General features: G+C 58.6%; 20 protein-coding genes. 16 read left to right on the top strand and 4 right to left on the bottom strand.

Annotation, left to right across the window (positions count from 1 at the left end; translation table 11 throughout):
- The first annotated feature begins 209 nt into the window (after positions 1-209).
- The 5 genes from ACSOSI_RS02740 to ACSOSI_RS02760 are packed head-to-tail and all read left to right on the top strand — an operon-like array spanning position 210 to position 4635.
- Positions 210-1703 carry an APC family permease gene (locus ACSOSI_RS02740; protein WP_017891520.1) on the top strand — a complete coding sequence of 498 codons (1494 nt, stop codon included), beginning with the start codon at positions 210-212 and terminating at the stop codon, positions 1701-1703.
- Complete coding sequence (locus ACSOSI_RS02745; protein ID WP_129939654.1) at positions 1678-2265, top strand: DUF3156 family protein; 588 nt, start codon at positions 1678-1680, stop codon at positions 2263-2265. Before ACSOSI_RS02740 ends, ACSOSI_RS02745 begins: the two co-directional genes overlap by 26 nt.
- Complete coding sequence (locus ACSOSI_RS02750; protein WP_259190142.1) at positions 2258-3040, top strand: SDR family NAD(P)-dependent oxidoreductase; 783 nt, start codon at positions 2258-2260, stop codon at positions 3038-3040. The genes ACSOSI_RS02745 and ACSOSI_RS02750 overlap by 8 nt, the downstream gene beginning before the upstream one ends.
- A gap of 10 nt (positions 3041-3050) precedes the next feature.
- A complete protein-coding gene (locus tag ACSOSI_RS02755) occupies positions 3051-3848 on the top strand; it encodes a MoaF C-terminal domain-containing protein (RefSeq protein ID WP_218217254.1) in 798 nt (265 codons plus the stop codon).
- Between the two features lie 4 nt (positions 3849-3852).
- The gene (locus tag ACSOSI_RS02760; RefSeq protein WP_476706523.1) at positions 3853-4635 is read left to right on the top strand and encodes an SDR family oxidoreductase; all 783 of its coding nucleotides are present in this window, start codon (positions 3853-3855) and stop codon (positions 4633-4635) included.
- A 49-nt stretch (positions 4636-4684) separates the two neighbouring features.
- Here the strand turns inward: ACSOSI_RS02760 and hpaR are convergent, their stop codons facing one another.
- Positions 4685-5140, bottom strand: a complete 456-nt coding sequence (hpaR, locus tag ACSOSI_RS02765) for a homoprotocatechuate degradation operon regulator HpaR (protein WP_012005077.1) — start codon at positions 5138-5140, stop codon at positions 4685-4687.
- A gap of 325 nt (positions 5141-5465) precedes the next feature.
- Here hpaR and ACSOSI_RS02770 point away from each other — a divergent pair, with 325 nt between their 5' ends.
- The 11 genes from ACSOSI_RS02770 (at position 5466) to hpaC (ending at position 16071) form a co-directional block, all read left to right on the top strand.
- Positions 5466-6098 (top strand): fumarylacetoacetate hydrolase family protein, encoded by a 633-nt coding sequence (locus tag ACSOSI_RS02770; RefSeq protein ID WP_012005078.1) that lies wholly within the window; start codon positions 5466-5468, stop codon positions 6096-6098.
- The gene (locus ACSOSI_RS02775; protein WP_012005079.1) at positions 6095-6859 is read left to right on the top strand and encodes a fumarylacetoacetate hydrolase family protein; all 765 of its coding nucleotides are present in this window, start codon (positions 6095-6097) and stop codon (positions 6857-6859) included. Before ACSOSI_RS02770 ends, ACSOSI_RS02775 begins: the two co-directional genes overlap by 4 nt.
- On the top strand, positions 6856-8310 hold the full coding sequence (gene hpaE / locus ACSOSI_RS02780) for a 5-carboxymethyl-2-hydroxymuconate semialdehyde dehydrogenase (protein ID WP_012005080.1): 1455 nt from the start codon (positions 6856-6858) through the stop codon (positions 8308-8310). The genes ACSOSI_RS02775 and hpaE overlap by 4 nt, the downstream gene beginning before the upstream one ends.
- Before the next feature lie 9 nt (positions 8311-8319).
- Positions 8320-9177 (top strand): 3,4-dihydroxyphenylacetate 2,3-dioxygenase, encoded by an 858-nt coding sequence (gene hpaD, locus ACSOSI_RS02785; protein WP_112363117.1) that lies wholly within the window; start codon positions 8320-8322, stop codon positions 9175-9177.
- Positions 9178-9186: 9 nt separating this feature from the next.
- Complete coding sequence (locus tag ACSOSI_RS02790) at positions 9187-9573, top strand: 5-carboxymethyl-2-hydroxymuconate Delta-isomerase (RefSeq protein ID WP_218217257.1); 387 nt, start codon at positions 9187-9189, stop codon at positions 9571-9573.
- 10 nt (positions 9574-9583) lie between these two features.
- On the top strand, positions 9584-10387 hold the full coding sequence (gene hpaH, locus ACSOSI_RS02795) for a 2-oxo-hept-4-ene-1,7-dioate hydratase (RefSeq protein WP_476706524.1): 804 nt from the start codon (positions 9584-9586) through the stop codon (positions 10385-10387).
- 257 nt (positions 10388-10644) lie between these two features.
- Complete coding sequence (gene hpaI / locus ACSOSI_RS02800; RefSeq protein ID WP_476706525.1) at positions 10645-11439, top strand: 4-hydroxy-2-oxoheptanedioate aldolase; 795 nt, start codon at positions 10645-10647, stop codon at positions 11437-11439.
- Positions 11440-11469: 30 nt separating this feature from the next.
- Entirely contained in the window at positions 11470-12840 is a 1371-nt protein-coding gene (gene hpaX / locus ACSOSI_RS02805; RefSeq protein ID WP_017891530.1) for a 4-hydroxyphenylacetate permease, read from the top strand.
- A 59-nt stretch (positions 12841-12899) separates the two neighbouring features.
- On the top strand, positions 12900-13796 hold the full coding sequence (gene hpaA / locus ACSOSI_RS02810) for a 4-hydroxyphenylacetate catabolism regulatory protein HpaA (RefSeq protein ID WP_017891531.1): 897 nt from the start codon (positions 12900-12902) through the stop codon (positions 13794-13796).
- A gap of 179 nt (positions 13797-13975) precedes the next feature.
- The gene (hpaB, locus tag ACSOSI_RS02815) at positions 13976-15538 is read left to right on the top strand and encodes a 4-hydroxyphenylacetate 3-monooxygenase, oxygenase component (RefSeq protein WP_012005087.1); all 1563 of its coding nucleotides are present in this window, start codon (positions 13976-13978) and stop codon (positions 15536-15538) included.
- Between the two features lie 17 nt (positions 15539-15555).
- Complete coding sequence (hpaC, locus tag ACSOSI_RS02820) at positions 15556-16071, top strand: 4-hydroxyphenylacetate 3-monooxygenase, reductase component (protein ID WP_085119599.1); 516 nt, start codon at positions 15556-15558, stop codon at positions 16069-16071.
- 37 nt (positions 16072-16108) lie between these two features.
- Here hpaC and ampH read toward each other — a convergent pair whose 3' ends face one another.
- From ampH to ACSOSI_RS02835, 3 genes are all read right to left on the bottom strand, one after another.
- Positions 16109-17251, bottom strand: coding sequence for a D-alanyl-D-alanine-carboxypeptidase/endopeptidase AmpH (gene ampH / locus ACSOSI_RS02825; protein ID WP_012005089.1), 1143 nt, complete (start codon positions 17249-17251; stop codon positions 16109-16111).
- A 278-nt stretch (positions 17252-17529) separates the two neighbouring features.
- Entirely contained in the window at positions 17530-17943 is a 414-nt protein-coding gene (gene uraH / locus ACSOSI_RS02830) for a hydroxyisourate hydrolase (protein WP_218217261.1), read from the bottom strand.
- A gap of 38 nt (positions 17944-17981) precedes the next feature.
- The gene (locus ACSOSI_RS02835) at positions 17982-18479 is read right to left on the bottom strand and encodes a GlcG/HbpS family heme-binding protein (RefSeq protein WP_476706526.1); all 498 of its coding nucleotides are present in this window, start codon (positions 18477-18479) and stop codon (positions 17982-17984) included.
- Between the last annotated feature and the right edge of the window lie 94 nt (positions 18480-18573).

Raw genomic sequence — 18573 nt, forward strand, 5'->3', positions numbered from 1 at the left:
CACACGGATGTGTCCCATAATAGCCCCTCGGTGCGCTAGGCCCGGGTATCTAGGGCTAAATAGCAACTTTGCGATCAAATCCTCTCGTTCTTAAGGACGATAGTCAGCATTTTCTTTTCCTCTCTATAGTGATATTGCCGCCACTGGCGACGCTACACCTGCAAATGCAACATCAGGGCAAAACGATAAAACTATAAGAGGAAATACCCATGAACCTGTCGTCGCGGCTTCACGCCCATCTTGAGCGGGGCAAGGTCGGATTCCCTACCACGCTGGCCAGTTCGGTCGGGGTGATTATGGCCAGTCCGGTGATCCTCACCGTCACCAGCGGTTTCGGTATCGGCGGTGATACCTTCGCGCTGGCGATGCTGATCGCCTTTATCATGATGCAGGCTCAGCTCACCACCTTCTCCGAGGCGGCGGCAATACTGCCGACTTCCGGCTCGGTATATGACTACATCGCCTGCGGCATGGGACGCTTTTTTGCCATTACCGGCGCACTGTCGGCCTACCTGATCGTGCACATCTTTGCCGGTACCGCCGAAACCATTCTCTCCGGCATCATGGCGCTGGTAAATTTCGAGCACCTCAACACCCTGATGGAAACCCACAATGCCTCCTGGATGGTCGGGGTTGGGCTGGTGATTGTGTTCGGCATCCTCAACGCCTTCGGCATCGAGGCGTTCGGTAAGGCGGAAATCGTGCTGACCTTCGCCATGTGGAGCACGCTGGTGATCTTCGGCATTGCCGGGCTGTTGTCACCGCATGCGGTACCGCTGGAAGGCTGGTTCGGCAGCACGCTGAGCCTGAACGATCCGTTCGCGGTATTTAGCCTGATCGGTATGGCGATGTTTATGTTCGTCGGCTGCGAACTGGTCACGCCGATGGCGCCGGAGATCAAACGCTCCGCCAGCGTGATCCCGCGTGCCATGTCGCTGGGGCTATGCGGCGTGGCGGTTTGCATGGCGTTATACGGCGCAGCGCTCAGCCACCAGGTGGAAAACGTGCTGGTGGATGCCGCCAATGGCGTTCATCTGCTGGACACGCCGATGGCCATTCCGGCCTTTGCCGGCCAGGTGATGGGGGAATTCGGCAAATACTGGCTGGGCATCGGGCTGCTGCTGGCCGGGGCAGCGACCATCAATACGCTGATGGCGGCGGTGCCGCGTATTCTCTACGGGATGGCGCTGGATGGCGCGCTGCCGCGCATTTTCGCTTACCTGCACCCGCGTTTTAAAACCCCGGTGGTGGGGATCCTGGTGGCGGTGTTGATCCCCTGTGTGCACGCCTTCGCCATCCAGGGCGATCTCGATCGCATTATCCCGCTAGTGCTGGCGGCGGTGTGCGCCTGGGGCGTGGCCTACCTGCTGGTGACCTGCTCGGTGGTGATCCTGCGGATCCGCCGCCCGGATCTGCCGCGTGCCTACAAATCGCCCTGGTTTCCGCTGCCGCAAATCGTCTCCAGCGTCGGTATCGTGCTGGCGATTATCTATATCACTCCGCCAGGCATGAACCCGCGCGCGGTGTACATCCCTTTTAGCATCATGATTGGCCTGACCGCCGCTTACGCGCTGTTTTGGACCCTGTGCGTACAGAAGGTCAACCCGTTCAAACCGGTGCCGGTTGAGCAGGTGCTGGAAACCGCTTTTGCCAAGGCAGAAAACGAGGAGGCGCAGTTTGATCGGCTTACTTCCCTCACTTAACCGCCTCTGGCAGCGTTCCCCGGCGGGCTATCAGCCGGGGGTGACCCTCAGCCGCCTGGCGAACAACCTGCAGCCCTATGCCTGCGAGCGCGTTACGCCGTGTCTGCTGCGGCTGACGTTGCCACAGGGGCCGGTTATTGACATCAGCGAACAGGTTAGCGCGCTGTTTATGGCACATATCGTCAGCCAGCGTTTTCAACGGCAGGGGGACTGTCGGCTGACAGCGCCGCTGACGCTGCGTATTACCGCCGGGGGATGGTTACGGCGAAGCGGTGTGGTTTATCGCGCCAGCCGGAATGACGCAACGGCGCAACGGGTGATCGCCGCCCTGCAGCGTTATCCGCAGATCGGCCAAACGCTGGAGCAACTTGATTTTCGCCGTATTCAACTGACGGTGGTTGCCGGTCGTTGGCGGTTGGAGATCGAACATTTTGCCGCTTCGGAAGTGGTCAGCCGTTTGCCCGCCGGTCGTCGCTATCTGCGGCTGGAACCGGAGCAACGGCGGTTGCTGCTCAGCAGCCTGCTGATGATCGGCCAATTGATGGAGAAAATCGATGAGTAGAGTGGTGGTGATTACCGGTGGCGGCACCGGCGTGGGGGCCGCCTGCGCCCGGTTATTGGCAGCCCACGGCGATCGGGTGTTTATCATCGGGCGCCGCCGTGAACCGCTGGCCGCGCTGGCCGATGAGATTGGCGCTCAGGCGTTGGTCGGCGATGCCGCCAGCGGGGAGTGTTGGCAAAGCCTGCTGCTGCCGGCCATTTTGCAACAGGCCGGGCGCATCGACTGCCTGATCGGCTGCGCCGGCGGCATGGGATTGGGGCGTATTACCGAGATCGGTGACGATGACTGGCGTCAGGCGCTGGACAGCAACCTCAACAGCGCTTTTGCCAGCGCCCGTGCCTGCCTGCCGGAGCTGGTGAAAAGCGGTGGCAACCTGCTGTTCGTCGCCTCTATTGCTTCATTGGCAGCCGGGCCGGAAGTCTGCGGCTATGTGACTGCCAAACATGCGCTGATCGGGCTGATGCGATCTATCGCCCGTGACTACGGCCCGCTGGGGGTGCGCGCCAACGCGGTGTGCCCTGGTTGGGTGACGACGCCGATGGCGGATGAAGAGATGCAGCCGTTGATGGCCGCGCACCAACTGACGCTGGAGCAAGCCTACCAACGGGTGTGCCGCGACGTGCCGTTACGCCGCCCGGCCAGTGCCGAAGAAATTGCCGGCATCTGCCGTTTTCTCTGTTCGCCAGAGGCGTCAATTATTACCGGCGCGGCGCTGGTGGCCGACGGCGGCTCAACCATTGTCGACGTGCCGACTTTGGCATTCACTTCCCTTTAAGGAGCAGCAAATGAGTACAGAAGCGATATTCATTCAGGTTGGCGCACTGGCGGAAGGCTTTGCGCCGCACAGCAATACGCTGGAACAGCAGCACGGCCTGAGCGGCACCACGCTGGCACTGCGCTTTGCCGACGGGGAAACGCTGAGCTGTCATTTCGTCGATCAGCAGACGCTGAGCTGGGGCGAGTACCGGGGCATCGCTTATCGCGCCACCAGCATTCGCCCCGGCATTCTGTTTATTGATTTTCTCGATCCCGCGCAGGACAACGCCAGTATTACGCTGGTGTGCGATCGCAATCAGGGCAATTTCACGGCGGTCTACGGCCAGTTGCCGGACGAACAGCAAACCCGACTGGACGCTTTCAGCCGCGTAGAACAAGGGTTGCCGCTGACGGCGGTCAATGCGGAGTTCCATTTCGGCACGCTGGATGATGCTACCGTTGCGCCGCCGGATTTCACCGATGAGTTAATCGGCATGCGCAATATGTACACCTACAGCCCGACCGAACGCTATGAGCACATTTACCTGAACGACAATTTCTACGCCTGGCAGTGTCTGGACGGGGTGGAGAAAGGGTTGGCGGATGTCGATCGTTGTCATTACGTGAAGGTGGCGGAAAAACTTTACCTGTTCGTGTGGCGCGAGAAGATCGTGCCGACGCTGGGCGTGGTGATGATTGATCTGCAGGGCATGCGCACCGACGGCAAGATCCTCGGGTATCAGGGCAGCGATTTCAGCGTGCTGAGCAATTTTGCCGTGGGTGCTCATGCACAGGTGCTGAACACCACGCGTCATCCACAGGGCTAGACCGATGAAGACAACTTATGCGGCCGATGCCTTTAGCGGTCAGGTGGTGCTGGTGACCGGCGGCGCGCAGGGCATTGGGTTGGCGATTGTCAGCGCCTTTGCCCGGCTGGGGGCGACGGTGGTGGTGGCGGATCTGCAACTGCAAAAGGCGCAGGATGCCGCCGAGACGCTGCAGCAGCAGGGCTGGCGGGTACAGGCGATGGCCTGTGATCTGGCCGACCCTGGGCAAATAGCCGAACGGGTGGCGGCGGTGGGGCAGCAGCATCAGCGGCTGGATGTGGTGGTTCACAACGCGGCCTACTTCCCGTTGACCCCTTTTGCCGAGATTGACGTGGTGCTGTTGCAACGCACGTTGAGCGTCAATCTGATGGCCCCGTTTTTTCTGGCACAGGCGGCGTTGCCGTGGATGCAGCGCCAGGGCGGCGGCAGCATTCTGGTGACCTCGTCGGTGACCGGGCCACGGGTGGCCTATCCGGGGCTGGCGCACTATGCCGCCTCCAAAGCCGGGGTGAACGGTTTTATTCGGGCGGCGGCGCTGGAGCTGGCGGCGGCGGGCATTCGGGTCAATGGTGTGGAGCCGGGGATGATCCGCACGCCGGCAATGGCCAATCTGGGGGGCGCGGCGGTCAATCAGGCGATTGCCGCAGCGGTACCGCTTGGGCGGCTGGGGGAGCCGGAAGACATCGCGGCGGCGATGGTGTTTCTCGCCTCTCCGGCGGCGGCCTATATCACCGGCCAAACGCTGGTGGTGGACGGCGGCGCACTACTCCCCGAGGCCCATCCGTAAGGGACGAACAGGTTCGTCCCGATTTATACGGGCGCAGAAGGCCGCGCCCCTACGGCTTTTTTGTTGGGTGGGCGGTCACATTGGCGGGCAGTTGGTCGCCAAGCCGGATCAGTTCGTCCAGCAGCGTCATCAGTTGGCCCATCTTCTGCTGCGAAAAGGCGGCTTCAATCTCCGCGTAGCCCTGTTCCACCTGATGGCGCGCCACTTCATACAGCTCCTGGCCCTGCTGGGTCAGCGATACATACAGCTTGCGCTGATCGTTAACCGGTTTCAGACGGAAGATCAGCTTGTCGCGCTCCATGCGCGACAAAATGCCGGTCAGGCTGGGGCGCAGAATGCAGGTTTCTGCCGCCAACTCGTGGAACTCAATTGAACGGCTGTTGGCCAACACGCGAATGATGCGCCACTGCTGCTCGGTCAGATTATGGCTTTTCAGGATCGGGCGGAAAAAGCCCATGGCGGTTTCACGCGCCTGTAGCAGGGCAATGGTCAAGGATTCATGCATAGATTTGGCCTTAGCTATCAAGGTGTTCGTTATTCCGGTACTGCACACAGGTAATGCCCGGTGCAGTCTGGATTTATTAATAACTTAATAGTAGCCAGGTTTACCTTGCCGGATAAAGCGAAAATGCACCTGCGGGTGGAAAAATCGCCTGAAAATGATTAATGCGTTGAATAATCACGCTAATGTTCACGGGTTGTGAATATTTTGTTATCACGATCACAAATCAATCCTCCCGCGTTGCGTAAAAGCTGAACAGCGTATAAAAGTAATCATTAACATATTAATGAATGCCGGTTGTCATGTTCTGTCATTGAAAGGAGTTTGCATGAAAGGCACCGTTTTTTCCGTCGCGTTGAACCACCGCAGCCAGATGGACGCCTGGGATCAGGCGTTTCATCAGCCACCTTATAAAACCCCGCCGAAGACCCCGGTGTGGTTTATCAAACCCCGTAATACCCACCTCGCCAACGGCGGGGCGATCCCGTTTCCTGCCGGCGAGCAAGTACAAAGCGGGGCCACGCTGGCGGTGGTGATTGGCAACACCGCGCGCAAGGTTCCTGCCGAACGGGTGGCCGATTATCTGGCCGGCTATGCGTTGGCCAATGATGTCAGCCTGCCGGAAAGCAGTTTTTACCGCCCGGCGATCAAAGCGAAATGCCGCGATGGCTTCTGTCCTTTGGGGGATATTGGTCAACTGGCAACCAGCGACAGGCTGGAAATTATCACCGAAATCAACGGTGTGGAGCAGGACCGTTGGTCGACGGCCGATCTGGTGCGTTCGGTGCCGGAACTGATCGCCGCCATCAGCGATTTTATTACCCTGCAGCCGGGCGACGCGGTGCTGATCGGAACGCCGCACCAGCGGGTGGAGATTAAACCGGGGGATGAAGTGACGGTACGCGCCGCCGGTCTGCCGACCCTGACCAACCGCGTGACGCAGGCAGGAGGAGCATCATGAAACACGCCCGTATTCGCCATCACGGCCAAATCTTTAACGTCAGCGTTGACCAGCAACTGCGTGTCACCCTGCCGGACGGCAGCGTGCTCAATGAACTGGACGTCGAATGGTTGCCACCGGCGCAGGGCACGGTATTTGCCCTGGGCCTGAACTATGCCGACCATGCCAGCGAACTGGAATTCAAGGCGCCGGAAGAACCGCTGGTGTTCCTGAAGGCCCCCAACACCCTGACCGGCCACCGTCAGGTATCGGTGCGCCCGGCCGACGTCGAGTATATGCACTACGAAGCCGAGCTGGTGGCGGTGATCGGCAAAACGGCACGCAACGTCAGCCGTGAGAATGCCATGGACTATGTAGCGGGTTACACCCTGTGTAACGACTACGCCATCCGCGACTATCTGGAAAATTACTATCGCCCGAACCTGCGGGTGAAAAGCCGCGACACCCTGACGCCGATTGGGCCGTACATCGTCGATCGCGATGATATCGCCGATCCGCACCGTCTGGCGCTCAGCACTTACGTCAACGGTGAGCTGCGCCAGCGCGGCAGCACCGGCGACATGATTTTTGATATCCCCTATTTGATCAGTTACCTGAGCGAATTTATGACGCTGCAGCCGGGCGACATGATCGCCACCGGCACGCCGAAAGGGTTGGCCGACGTGCAACCGGGGGACGAAGTGGTGGTGGAGATCGAAGGCATTGGCCGTCTGGTTAACCACATCATCAGTGAAAAAGATTACGAGGAAAGCCTGCGATGAAAACCATCAACCATTGGATTAACGGTAAAAACGTAGCCAGCAAAGAGTACTTTACCACCACCAACCCGGCCAACGGTGAGGTGCTGGCGGAAGTGGCGTCCGGCGGACAGCTGGAGATCGATCAGGCGGTGGCCGCCGCCAAGGCCGCCTTCCCGAAATGGGCCAATACGCCAATGAAAGAGCGTGCGCGCCTGATGCGTCGCCTGGGCGAACTGATCGACGAGAACGTGCCGCAGATCGCCGAGATGGAAACCGCCGATACCGGCCTGCCAATCCACCAAACCAAAAACGTGCTGATCCCGCGTGCCTCGCACAACTTTGAGTTCTTCGCCGAGATCTGTCAGCAGATGAATGGCCGCACCTACCCAGTGGACGACAAGATGCTCAACTACACGCTGATCCAGCCGGTCGGGGTGTGTGCGCTGGTGTCGCCGTGGAACGTGCCTTTCATGACCGCCACCTGGAAAACCGCGCCCTGCCTGGCGCTGGGCAACACCGCGGTGCTGAAAATGTCCGAGCTGTCGCCGCTGACGGCCGATCGTCTGGGTGAACTGGCGCTGGAAGCCGGCATTCCGGCCGGGGTGCTCAACGTGGTGCAAGGTTACGGCGCTACCGCCGGGGATGCTCTGGTGCGCCATAAAGACGTGCGCGCCGTGTCCTTTACCGGCGGCACCGCTACCGGTCGCCGGATTATTGAAAGCGCCGGGTTGAAGAAGTTTTCCATGGAGTTGGGCGGCAAATCGCCGGTGCTGATTTTTGAGGATGCCGACATTGAACGTGCGCTGGATGCCGCGTTGTTCACCATTTTCTCGATCAACGGTGAACGCTGCACCGCCGGGTCGCGCATCTTTATTCAGGAGAGCATCTACCCGGAATTCGTCAAACGCTTCGCCGAGCGCGCCAACCGTCTGCGGGTGGGGGATCCGCAGGATCCCAATACCCAGGTCGGGGCGCTGATCAGCCCGCAGCACTGGGAAAAAGTCTCCGGTTATATCCGCCTGGGGCTGGAAGAAGGGGCCACTCTGTTGGCCGGCGGCCCGGATAAACCGGCCGGTCTGAGCCACGGTAACTTCCTGCGCCCGACGGTGCTGGCGGATGTCGACAACCGGATGCGCATTGCGCAGGAGGAGATTTTTGGGCCGGTGGCCTGCCTGCTGCCGTTCAAATCAGAAGAAGACGGCCTGCGTATGGCCAACGACGTGGAGTACGGCCTGGCGTCGTATATCTGGACGCAGGATGTGAGCAAGGTGCTGCGTCTGGCTCGCAATATTGAAGCAGGCATGGTTTTCGTCAACACCCAAAACGTACGCGATCTGCGTCAGCCATTTGGCGGCGTGAAATCGTCCGGCACCGGCCGTGAAGGCGGGGAATACAGTTTCGAAGTGTTCGCCGAGATGAAGAACGTGTGTATTTCCATGGGGGATCACCCGATCCCACGTTGGGGCGTCTAGGAGGGTTATATGGGCAAATTGGCTTTAGCAGCAAAGATCACTCATGTGCCGTCAATGTATCTGTCGGAAATGCCTGGAAAAAACCATGGTTGCCGCCAGGCGGCGATCGACGGTCATAAAGAGATCAGCGCGCGCTGCCGTGAAATGGGCGTCGACACCATTATTGTGTTCGACACCCACTGGCTGGTGAACAGCGCCTATCACATCAACTGCAGCCCGCATTTCGAAGGGCTGTATACCAGCAACGAACTGCCGCACTTCATCCGCGACATGACCTACGAATACGAAGGCAACCCGGCACTGGGTCAGTTGATTGCCGCTGAAGCCTGCAAACTCGGGGTACGCGCCAAAGCGCATGAGATCCCAAGCCTGAAGCTGGAGTACGGCACGCTGGTGCCGATGCGCTACATGAATAGCGACAAACATTTCAAAGTGATCTCGATTTCAGCGTTTTGCACCGTGCATGACTTTGCCGACAGTCGTCGGTTAGGTGAGGCGATCAAAACCGCGATTGAGAAATACGACGGGACGGTGGCGGTATTGGCCAGCGGTTCGCTTTCACACCGTTTCATCGACGACCAGCGTGCCGAAGAAGGTATGAACAGCTACACCCGCCAGTTTGACCAGCAGATGGACGAACGGGTGGTCAAGCTGTGGGAAGAAGGGCGCTTTCGCGAGTTTTGCGAAATGCTGCCGGAGTACGCCGACTACTGCTACGGCGAGGGCAATATGCATGACACCGTGATGCTGCTCGGCCTGCTGGGCTGGGACAAATATGACGGCAAGGTGGAGTTTGTTACCCCACTGTTTGCCAGTTCCGGCACTGGGCAGGTCAACGCCATCTTCCCGCTGCCAGCCGAAGCCTGAGGAGTCTCCATGCCCCATTTTTACGCTGAATGTACCGACAACATCCGCCATGAGGCGGATTTGCCCGCGCTGTTCGCCAGGGTCAATCAGGCGCTGGCGGACACCGGTATTTTCCCCCTGGCCGGGGTGCGCAGCCGTGCCATCTGGCTCGATACCTGGCAGATGGCCGACGGCCAGCGGGATTACGCTTTCGTGCATATGACGTTGAAGATCGGCCACGGGCGCAGTCTGGAAAGCCGTGAACAGGTAGGGGCGATGCTGTTCAACCTGATCACCGAGCACTTCGCTGCGCTGATGGCCAGCCGCTATCTGGCGCTGTCGTTCACCATGGAAGAGTTGGATCCGGTGCTGAACTACAAGCAAAACAATGTCCACGCGCTATTTCGTAAAGAGTAAGGGGCCGTCCATGTTGAATAAAGAGCTGGTGAGCCGTGCCGTGCAGCGTTTGCATCAGGCGGAGCAGAACCGCGAGCAGATCCGTGCGCTGTCGCTGGAGCATCCCGAGATCACTATCGAAGACGCTTACGCCATTCAGCGGCAGTGGGTAGCGCTGAAAATCGCCGAGGGCCGCACGCTGAAGGGCCATAAAATCGGCCTGACGTCACGCGCCATGCAGGTCAGTTCGCAAATCACGGAGCCGGATTTTGGCGCGCTGCTGGACGACATGTTTTTCAACGACGGCAGTGATATTCCGATCGATCGCTTTATCGTGCCGCGCGTCGAGGTTGAACTGGCATTTGTGCTGGCCAAACCGCTGCGCGGACCGAACTGCACGCTGTTCGACGTTTACAACGCTACCGATTACATCATCCCGGCTCTGGAAATCATCGATGCGCGCAGCCATAACGTCGATCCGGAAACGCAGCGCCCGCGCAAGGTGTTCGACACTATCTCCGATAACGCCGCTAATGCCGGCGTGGTGATGGGCGGGCGGCCGATCAAACCGGATGCGCTGGATCTGCGCTGGATCAGTGCGCTGCTGTACCGCAACGGCGTGATCGAAGAATCCGGCGTGGCGGCGGCGGTGTTGAACCATCCGGCCAACGGTGTGGCCTGGTTGGCCAATAAGCTGTTCCCGTATGACGTGGAGCTGGAAGCCGGACAGGTGATCCTCGGTGGCTCCTTTACCCGGCCGGTAGCCGCGCGACGTGGCGATACCTTCCATGCCGATTACGGCCCGATGGGCTGCATTAGCTGCCGTTTTGTTTGATTTCCTCCCTCACCCTAGCCCTCTCCCAGAGGGAGAGGGGATAGATCGAGTGGGATCGAGGCGGTTTACCCCCTTTCCATTGGGAGAGGGGATCAATCGAGCCGGTTTACTCCCTCTCCCAGAGGGAGAGGGGATAGATCGAGTGGGATCGAGGCGGTTTACCCCCTTTCCATTGGGAGAGGGGATCGATCGAGCCGGTTTACTCCCTCTCCTTTGGGAGAGGGCCGGGGTGAGGGGAAAACACCAAGGAGAACATCATGTTAACCAACACTTTCAAGCAGGCGCTGCAGGAAAAACGCCCGCAGATCGGCCTGTGGCTGGGGCTATGCAGTAGCTACAGTGCAGAACTGTTGGCCGGCTCCGGCTTTGACTGGCTGCTGATCGACGGCGAGCATGCGCCCAACAATGTCCAAACGGTGCTGGGCCAGTTGCAGGCGATTGCGCCTTATCCGAGCCAACCGGTGGTACGCCCGGCGTGGAACGACGCGGTGATGATTAAGCAACTGTTGGACGTCGGTGCCCAGACGCTGCTGATCCCAATGATTCAAAACGCCGGGCAGGCGCGTGAAGCGGTGCGTGCCACCCGTTATCCGCCGCATGGGATACGCGGAGTCGGCAGTGCATTGGCGCGTGCGTCGCGCTGGAATAGGGTACCGGATTATCTGCAACAGGCCGATGCGCAGATGTGCGTATTGGTGCAGATCGAAACCCGCGAGGCGGTGAAAAACCTGGATGAGATCCTGCAGGTGGAAGGCGTCGACGGGGTGTTTATCGGCCCGGCGGATCTCAGTGCCGACATGGGGTATGCCGGTAATCCGCAACAGCCGGAGGTGCAACGCACCATCGACGATGCCATTGCGCGCATCAGCGCTGCCGGCAAGGCGCCGGGCATTCTGACCGCCAATCCTGAGCTGGCGCAGCATTACCTGGCGTCCGGCGCGCTGTTTGTCGCGGTAGGGGTGGATACCACCCTGTTGGCGCGGGCGGCGGAGTCCCTGGCCGGTCGCTTTAAGCAGCAACAGCCTCCCGAGCAATCCCCGGGCGTTTATTAGGTTGCAGGACGCAATCTCACTGGAGACACCATGAGCAACGTCGATTCGCTGCCGCCGGTCAACCCGGCGCAGCAACATAAAGCGTTAACCGCCACCGAACAATCGGTGATTAAAAAGTTATTTCGGCGACTGATTATTTTCCTGTTTGTACTGTTTGTTTTCTCTTTCCTCGACCGCATCAATATCGGTTTCGCCGGGCTAACGATGGGCAAGGATCTCGGTCTCAGTTCGACCATGTTCGGTCTGGCAGCGACCCTGTTCTACGTCACCTACGTGATTTTCGGTATCCCGAGCAATATCATGCTGGGGATCGTCGGGGCGCGGCGCTGGATCGCCACCATCATGGTGCTGTGGGGCATCGCCTCAACCTGCACCCTGTTCGCCACCGGGCCAACCAGTCTGTATGTGCTGCGGATGATCGTCGGTATCACCGAGGCCGGCTTCCTGCCGGGTATTCTGGTGTATCTCACCTACTGGTTCCCGGCGTTTTACCGCGCCAGGGCCAACGCGCTGTTTATGATCGCCATGCCGGTGACCATGGCGATTGGCTCGCTGGTGTCCGGCTATATTCTGGCGCTGGACGGGTTGATGAACCTCAAGGGCTGGCAATGGCTGTTCCTGATAGAGGGCATTCCTTCGGTGCTGTTGGGCGTGGTGGTGTGGTTCTATCTGGACGATACCCCAGCCAAGGCCAAATGGCTGACCGACGAAGAAAAAACCAGTCTGAAAGCGATGATGGACGCCGACAAACTGCAGCTGGTGCAGCCCAATGGGCCAGGCAGCCACCGGGCGATGCAGCAGCGTAACCTGTGGCGGGAAATCTTCACGCCGATTGTGCTGATGTACACGCTGGCCTATTTCTGCCTGACCAATACCCTGAGCGCCATTAACATCTGGACGCCGCAGATCCTGCAGAGCTTCAACCAGGGCAGCAGCAACATTGTGATCGGCATTCTGGCGGCGATCCCGCAGATCTGCACTATCGCCGGGATGATCTGGTGGAGCAAACGCTCGGATAGGTTACAGGAGCGAAAACATCACACCGCACTGCCGTACCTGTTTGCCGCCGCCGGTTGGCTGCTGGCCTCGGCTACCGATCACAGCATGATCCAGCTGCTGGGGATAGTTATGGCGTCGGTAGGCTCGTTCACCGCTATGGCGATCTTCTGGACCACGCCAGATCAGTCGATCAGCCTGGAGGCGCGGGCGATCGGGATCGCGGTGATCAACGCCACCGGCAATATAGGATCGGCGGTCAGCCCGCTATTGATCGGCTGGTTTAAGGATCTGACCGGCAGCTTTAACTCCGGGCTGTATTTCGTTGCGGGGCTGTTGATCCTGGGTGCGCTGATCGTCTGGCGTATTCCGATGCAGGGTTCGCGGCCGCGGGCCACGCCATAATGGGGATAGGTTACGGGCGCGGCATGCGGCGCCCCTTACCGGAGGAATGAGGTCAATAGATGCAGAAAAGTACCGGTTTTATCGCCAATATCGATATCTGCAAAGAGTACGATGCGCGTTATGCCACCGATGAAGTGCATTACGAAACCTTTGCCGGGCTGGCGGCCTTTTTTGGCCGCGATATGCAGGTGCACTGGCACGATCGTTACTTCCAGGTGCACTTTCTGGAGACCGGCAAGATTGAGCTGCAGTTGGACTCACAGCACTATTCGGTGCAGGCGCCGCTGTTTATCCTCACGCCACCCTCGGTGCCGCATGCGTTCTTCACCGAGCCGGACAGCGACGGCCACGTGCTGACGGTACGTCAGGAGCTGATCTGGCCGCTGCTGGAACGGCTGTACCCCGGCAGCAACCTGGCGCTGGACATGCCGGGTATTTGCCTGTCGATGGCTGATGTGCCGCAAGAGCTGACGGCGCTCAGCCATTACTGGGCACTGATCCGCCGCGAATTCAGCCAGCGCCTGGCCGGTCGCGAACAGACGCTGGCGCTGCTGGCGCAGGCGGTGTTCACCCTGCTGTTACGCAATGCGTCGCTGGAGGACTCTGCCGCCAGTGGGGTGCGCGGCGAGCTGAAATTATTCCAACGTTTCAACAAGATGGTGGATGAACGCTTCCGCGATCACCTGCCGGTGCCGGACTATGCCCAGGCGCTGGGGGTCACCGAGTCACGGCTCAATGACCTGTGTCGGCGTTTCGCCAATCAGCCCCCCAAACGACTGATATTCGATCGCCTGCTGCGTGAAGCCAAACGTATGCTGCTGTTCAGTGCCTGCACGGTGCATGAAACCGCTTATAGCCTGGGTTTTAAGGATCCGGCTTATTTCGCCCGTTTTTTCAATCGGCTGGAAGGCTGTTCCCCTTCGAGCTACCGCGCCGCACAACACTCCCTTTCGTAAGCTGGATCACAGTTTGCAGCGATAGTGGCAAAGCTGCCTGAAAAGTACCGGCGATTGCCGCAAAAGTCTCTTCTCGAAATCGGCGTTGGGGGCTTCAATTAAGCAACCAAAAGAAAACATTATTTTAACAAGTGGCCGGATCCACGGCCCATAAAATGCCGATTACGAGGAAGACTTAAATGAAACCTGAAGACTTTCGTGCTGACAACAAACGCCCGTTCACCGGCGACGAATACCTGAAGAGCTTGCAGGACGGCCGCGAAATTTATATCTATGGCGAGCGGGTGAAGGACGTTACCACTCATCCGGCATTCCGCAACGCAGCGGCCTCGGTCGGCCAGTTGTACGATGCGTTGCACGATCCGGTTAGCCAGGACCGTCTGTGCTGGGGCACCGATACCGGCAGCGGCGGCTACACCCACAAATTCTTCCGTTACGCCCGCAGCCCGGATGAGTTGCGTCAGCAGCGTGACGCCATCGCCGACTGGTCGCGTCAGAGCTACGGCTGGATGGGACGCACCCCGGACTACAAGGCGGCCTTCGGATCTGCGTTGGGCGCTAACCCGGAGTTTTACGGCCAGTTCGCTGATAACGCGCGCCACTGGTACAAACGCATTCAGGAAACCGGTCTGTACTTTAACCACGCCATCGTCAACCCGCCGATCGACCGCCACAAGCCGGTCAACGAAGTGAAAGACGTATTTATTCAGGTGGAAAAGGAAACCGATGCCGGCATTATCGTCAGCGGTGCCAAGGTGGTGGCGACCAACTCGGCGCTGACCCACTACAACTTTATCGGCTTCGGCTCGGCCCAGGTGATGGGCGACAACCCGGACTTTGCGCTGATGTTTGTCGCACCGATGGACGCCGAAGGGGTGAAGTTGATCTCTCGCGCCTCTTATGAACTGGTTGCCGGTGCCACCGGATCGCCATTCGATTATCCGCTTTCGAGCCGTTTTGATGAGAACGATGCGATCCTGATTATGGATCATGTGTTGATCCCATGGGAAAACGTGTTGATCTACCGCGATTTCGATCGCTGCCGCCGCTGGAGCACCGAGGGTGGTTTCGCCCGGTTGTTCCCGCTGCAGGCCTGCGTTCGTCTGGCGGTGAAGATGGACTTTATTACCGCGCTGCTGCAAAAGAGCCTGGCCTGTACCGGCGTGCTGGAGTTCCGTGGCGTTCAGGCCGATCTCGGTGAAGTGGTGGCCTGGCGCAATCTGTTCTGGTCGTTGACCGATGCGATGTGCGCCGAGGCCACCAAGTGGGAAAACGGCGCCTATTTACCGGATTCCGCCGCGCTGCAGACTTATCGCGTGATGGCGCCGATGGCCTACGCCAAGGTGAAGAACATCATCGAAAAGAACGTCACCAGCGGCCTGATTTACCTGCCGTCCAGCGTGCGCGACATGAATAACCCGGAAATCGATAAATATCTGTCCCGCTATGTGCGCGGATCCAACGGGATGGATCACGTCGAGCGCATCAAGATCCTCAAACTGATGTGGGATGCGATCGGCAGTGAGTTCGGTGGCCGTCACGAACTGTACGAGATCAACTATGCCGGCAGTCAGGACGAGATCCGCCTGCAATGCCTGCGTCAGGCGCAGGGATCCGGCACCATGGGCAAGATGATGGAGATGGTCGACAAATGCCTGTCCGACTATGACCAGCACGGTTGGAAAGTGCCACATCTGCATAATAATGACGATATTAATCAGTTGGATAAACTGCTTAAGTGATCCGCGTGGAGGTTTGTATGTCTCAGGAAAATGAACACCGTCTGCTGTTTCGCGACGCCATGGCCAGCCTGTCTGCCGCGGTGAATATCGTCACCACCGATGGCCCGGCAGGACGTTGCGGTATTACCGCCACCGCGGTGTGCTCGGTGACCGATACGCCGCCGACGCTGCTGGTGTGCATTAACCGCAACAGCGCGATGAACCCGGTTTTCCAGGCCAATCAACGGCTGTGCGTCAACGTGTTGAATCATGAGCAGGAGCTGATGGCGCGCCACTTTGCCGGAATGACCGAGGTCAGTATGGAAGAGCGTTTCCGTCTGGATGACTGGCAGAGTGGCACGCTGGGGCAACCGGTGTTGCGTAACACGCTGGCCAGCCTGGAAGGGGAGATCGAGCAGATCCAAAGCATCGGCACCCATCAGGTGTATCTGGTGCAGATCCGCCAGATCGTGGTCAGTGCGGCCGGTAACGGCCTGATCTACTTCAAGCGCAACTTCCATCCGGTGATGCACGAAAGGCTGGCTCTGGCCTGACCCTAATGGGCGCAGCTCACCGCTGCGCCCGATAACATCAACTTTTATTCGCCGCCAAATCACTCACCAGTCGGTTTACCGGATCGCTCATGTTGGTGAACTTGCTCAGTTCCGAGCGGGTCACCACCACAAATACCCCGACGTTTTTCTGCGGGATCATCGCCATATAGGTAATAAAGCCGCCGCCACCGCCGGTTTTCTGAATAATCCCCGGCAGTTCGCCGTTCGGTGCCATATACACCCAGCCCAATCCTAATGCGCTGGCTTCACCCGGCACGTCCATGCCTTTTAGCGAGACCAGATCGTTGCGTTGGAAGTACATGGTCTGTTCGCTGGCGGCGGTCGATTTACGTGAGCCAGAGACGTTGGAGGTAAGGAATTGCTGCATCCAGCGCTGCATGTCGCGCGGGGTGGAGTAAACGCCGCCGCTACCGGCCGCGGCTGTGGTGTCACGGCAGGCACTCGGGCCGGCGGAAGCCACCATCAGGCGTGAGCACTGTTCGGCACTTGGGGTGAGAGTGGTGTCGACCATGCCGAGCGGTGCGGTGATTTTTTCCTTCAGCAGCGCGGTGTAAGGTTTACCCGCCGCCCGCGACAGTGCATCCGCCAGCAGGTCGTACGCCAGGTTGGAATAAGAGGCGCGCACGCCCGGTGGCACCGTGACGTTAGCGTGCTCCAGCCATTGCCAGCGCTGTGCCTTGGTCGGCCAGGTAAAGACCGGCGTTTTAGGCGGCTTCTTGCCCGGCTGTTCACGCGGCAGGGCGCTGGTGTGGGTTGCCAGGTTCAGCAAAGTGATCGGCTGGCGTGTGTTATAGGCCGGGACGTAAGCACCCTGCGGGGCATATTTGCGCAGCGGATCGTTGAGCTTGACCCGGCCTTCCGCCGCCATCTTGACCATCACTTCACTGGTCATCAGCTTGGTGATTGAGGCAATGCGGATCAGCGAGTCCGGGCGCGGGCGCAGGTTATTGCCGGGTTTGGTATCACCAAAACTGCGGTTAACCACCTGGTTACCGTCGATCACCACCAGCGCCATACCGGTGGCACCGCTGTTGTAGAAAATATGTTCGGCATACTGGTCGACAATTTGCGAGGCCAGTTGCGGGGCGGCGGCCTGCGCGGCCAGCGGGGCGGCACACAGGCTCAGCGCCAGCAATGAAGCGGAGAAAGAGTTCTTCAACGGTCGTTATCCATTTTAAAAGGCAGCAGGAGGCTAAATTCGTTTTTCAGTGTAATGCCGTATTGTTTTAAATGGCATATGAAAAAATGGCAATCTGTAAAAGTTTTGTTGGGGTTAACTGCCGTCTTTGGACTGCAACAGAGGGGAAGTACGTGAGTGTGCGGCAAGATGAGCGTTAAGCTAACGCCAATAAACCAAGAGGGCCACCGGCAGTCTCTATATAAGGTAAAGAGGCTGACAGTGACCCTCTTGCAGAGGGTTCAGGATTGCGGTGCTAACTAGTTCCCGCGATAGGTGGAGAAGCCGTAAGGGCTGACCAGTAGAGGAATATGATAGTGAGGTACGGAGCCGTCAGCCTTGAAAATCACCGGGATCTCAGGGAAGAATGTCGGCGTTTTATGCTTGCTAAACCATTCACCGGTCTTGAAGGTGACGCGATAGTTGCCTTTGTCTATCGTGCTGTCTTTCGGATAGAGCGCGGTAATACGGCCTTGTTCATTGGTGACCCCTTCGCTGAGGCGAACCCATTTATCACCGTCTTGTTTTTCCAGCATGACGCTCACGCCGGTTGAGGGCAGCCCGTCTTGCAGGTTGAGTACGTGAACGCTCAGCGGGTTGGATGCGGCAAAGGCAGAAGCGGCAAGCGCGGTATTGAGCAAAAGTCCGGTCAACAGCATTTTTGTTTTGGTCATGTTATGTCCTTATTTTAAGTTAACGTACTGAATGTGATTCACTTCCCTGCCGGCATAACCTTTTCGATAGCCTGCAATGCGCAGGCTTCGTCGGAGGCCGCTCCTCCTGAGCCGCCGACGCCGATCGCCCCGATAACGTCATTGCCGACTTTTACCGGTACGCCGCCGCCGATCAGCAGCAGGCTGTCAACGGTGGTCAAATTTGCGGACTCCGGCTGGGTTCTGGCGTTGGTGGCAAGTTGGCGGGAAGGTGTTTTCGTTGAAAGGGCGGTGAAAGCTTTTTTACGTGCCGCATCCGTATTGTGGGGGCCGACATTATCATCACGTTGCAACGCCAGTAGATGACCGCCGCGATCAATGACGGTAACCACGGCTGAACGACCTTGTGCGTGACAGCTTGCCATTGTTGCTTCCACTAAGGCATTTGCCAGCGCCAGTGACATATTATTTTGTTGTATAGGTGAGGCGGCGAACAGGCTGCCAGAGGCAGAAAGCAATAGTCCGGCAATAGGAACAGCGATTCTTCGCATGTGCATTTTATGAATCCTTTCATCGTTATTGATTGCGAGTAGGTAAAATCAAACTTACATTTTTGTTATTGACGTGACGATTTCACCAAAATTACATTTT

This window comes from Serratia sp. AR11 (genome assembly GCF_056376275.1).

Excerpts from the sequence above, each read along its gene's own strand:
- hpaB (WP_012005087.1), top strand. The coding sequence starts at position 13,976 with ATGAAACCTGAAGACTTTCGTGCTGACAACAAACGCCCGTTCACCGGC.
- ACSOSI_RS02790 (WP_218217257.1), top strand. The coding sequence starts at position 9,187 with ATGCCCCATTTTTACGCTGAATGTACCGACAACATCCGCCATGAGGCG.
- ACSOSI_RS02835 (WP_476706526.1), bottom strand. The coding sequence starts at position 18,479 with ATGCACATGCGAAGAATCGCTGTTCCTATTGCCGGACTATTGCTTTCT.
- hpaI (WP_476706525.1), top strand. The coding sequence starts at position 10,645 with ATGTTAACCAACACTTTCAAGCAGGCGCTGCAGGAAAAACGCCCGCAG.
- hpaD (WP_112363117.1), top strand. The coding sequence starts at position 8,320 with ATGGGCAAATTGGCTTTAGCAGCAAAGATCACTCATGTGCCGTCAATG.
- ACSOSI_RS02760 (WP_476706523.1), top strand. The coding sequence starts at position 3,853 with ATGAAGACAACTTATGCGGCCGATGCCTTTAGCGGTCAGGTGGTGCTG.
- ACSOSI_RS02775 (WP_012005079.1), top strand. The coding sequence starts at position 6,095 with ATGAAACACGCCCGTATTCGCCATCACGGCCAAATCTTTAACGTCAGC.
- hpaA (WP_017891531.1), top strand. The coding sequence starts at position 12,900 with ATGCAGAAAAGTACCGGTTTTATCGCCAATATCGATATCTGCAAAGAG.
- ACSOSI_RS02770 (WP_012005078.1), top strand. The coding sequence starts at position 5,466 with ATGAAAGGCACCGTTTTTTCCGTCGCGTTGAACCACCGCAGCCAGATG.
- ACSOSI_RS02755 (WP_218217254.1), top strand. The coding sequence starts at position 3,051 with ATGAGTACAGAAGCGATATTCATTCAGGTTGGCGCACTGGCGGAAGGC.
- hpaR (WP_012005077.1), bottom strand. The coding sequence starts at position 5,140 with ATGCATGAATCCTTGACCATTGCCCTGCTACAGGCGCGTGAAACCGCC.
- hpaC (WP_085119599.1), top strand. The coding sequence starts at position 15,556 with ATGTCTCAGGAAAATGAACACCGTCTGCTGTTTCGCGACGCCATGGCC.
- ACSOSI_RS02740 (WP_017891520.1), top strand. The coding sequence starts at position 210 with ATGAACCTGTCGTCGCGGCTTCACGCCCATCTTGAGCGGGGCAAGGTC.
- uraH (WP_218217261.1), bottom strand. The coding sequence starts at position 17,943 with ATGACCAAAACAAAAATGCTGTTGACCGGACTTTTGCTCAATACCGCG.
- hpaE (WP_012005080.1), top strand. The coding sequence starts at position 6,856 with ATGAAAACCATCAACCATTGGATTAACGGTAAAAACGTAGCCAGCAAA.
- ACSOSI_RS02750 (WP_259190142.1), top strand. The coding sequence starts at position 2,258 with ATGAGTAGAGTGGTGGTGATTACCGGTGGCGGCACCGGCGTGGGGGCC.
- hpaX (WP_017891530.1), top strand. The coding sequence starts at position 11,470 with ATGAGCAACGTCGATTCGCTGCCGCCGGTCAACCCGGCGCAGCAACAT.
- hpaH (WP_476706524.1), top strand. The coding sequence starts at position 9,584 with ATGTTGAATAAAGAGCTGGTGAGCCGTGCCGTGCAGCGTTTGCATCAG.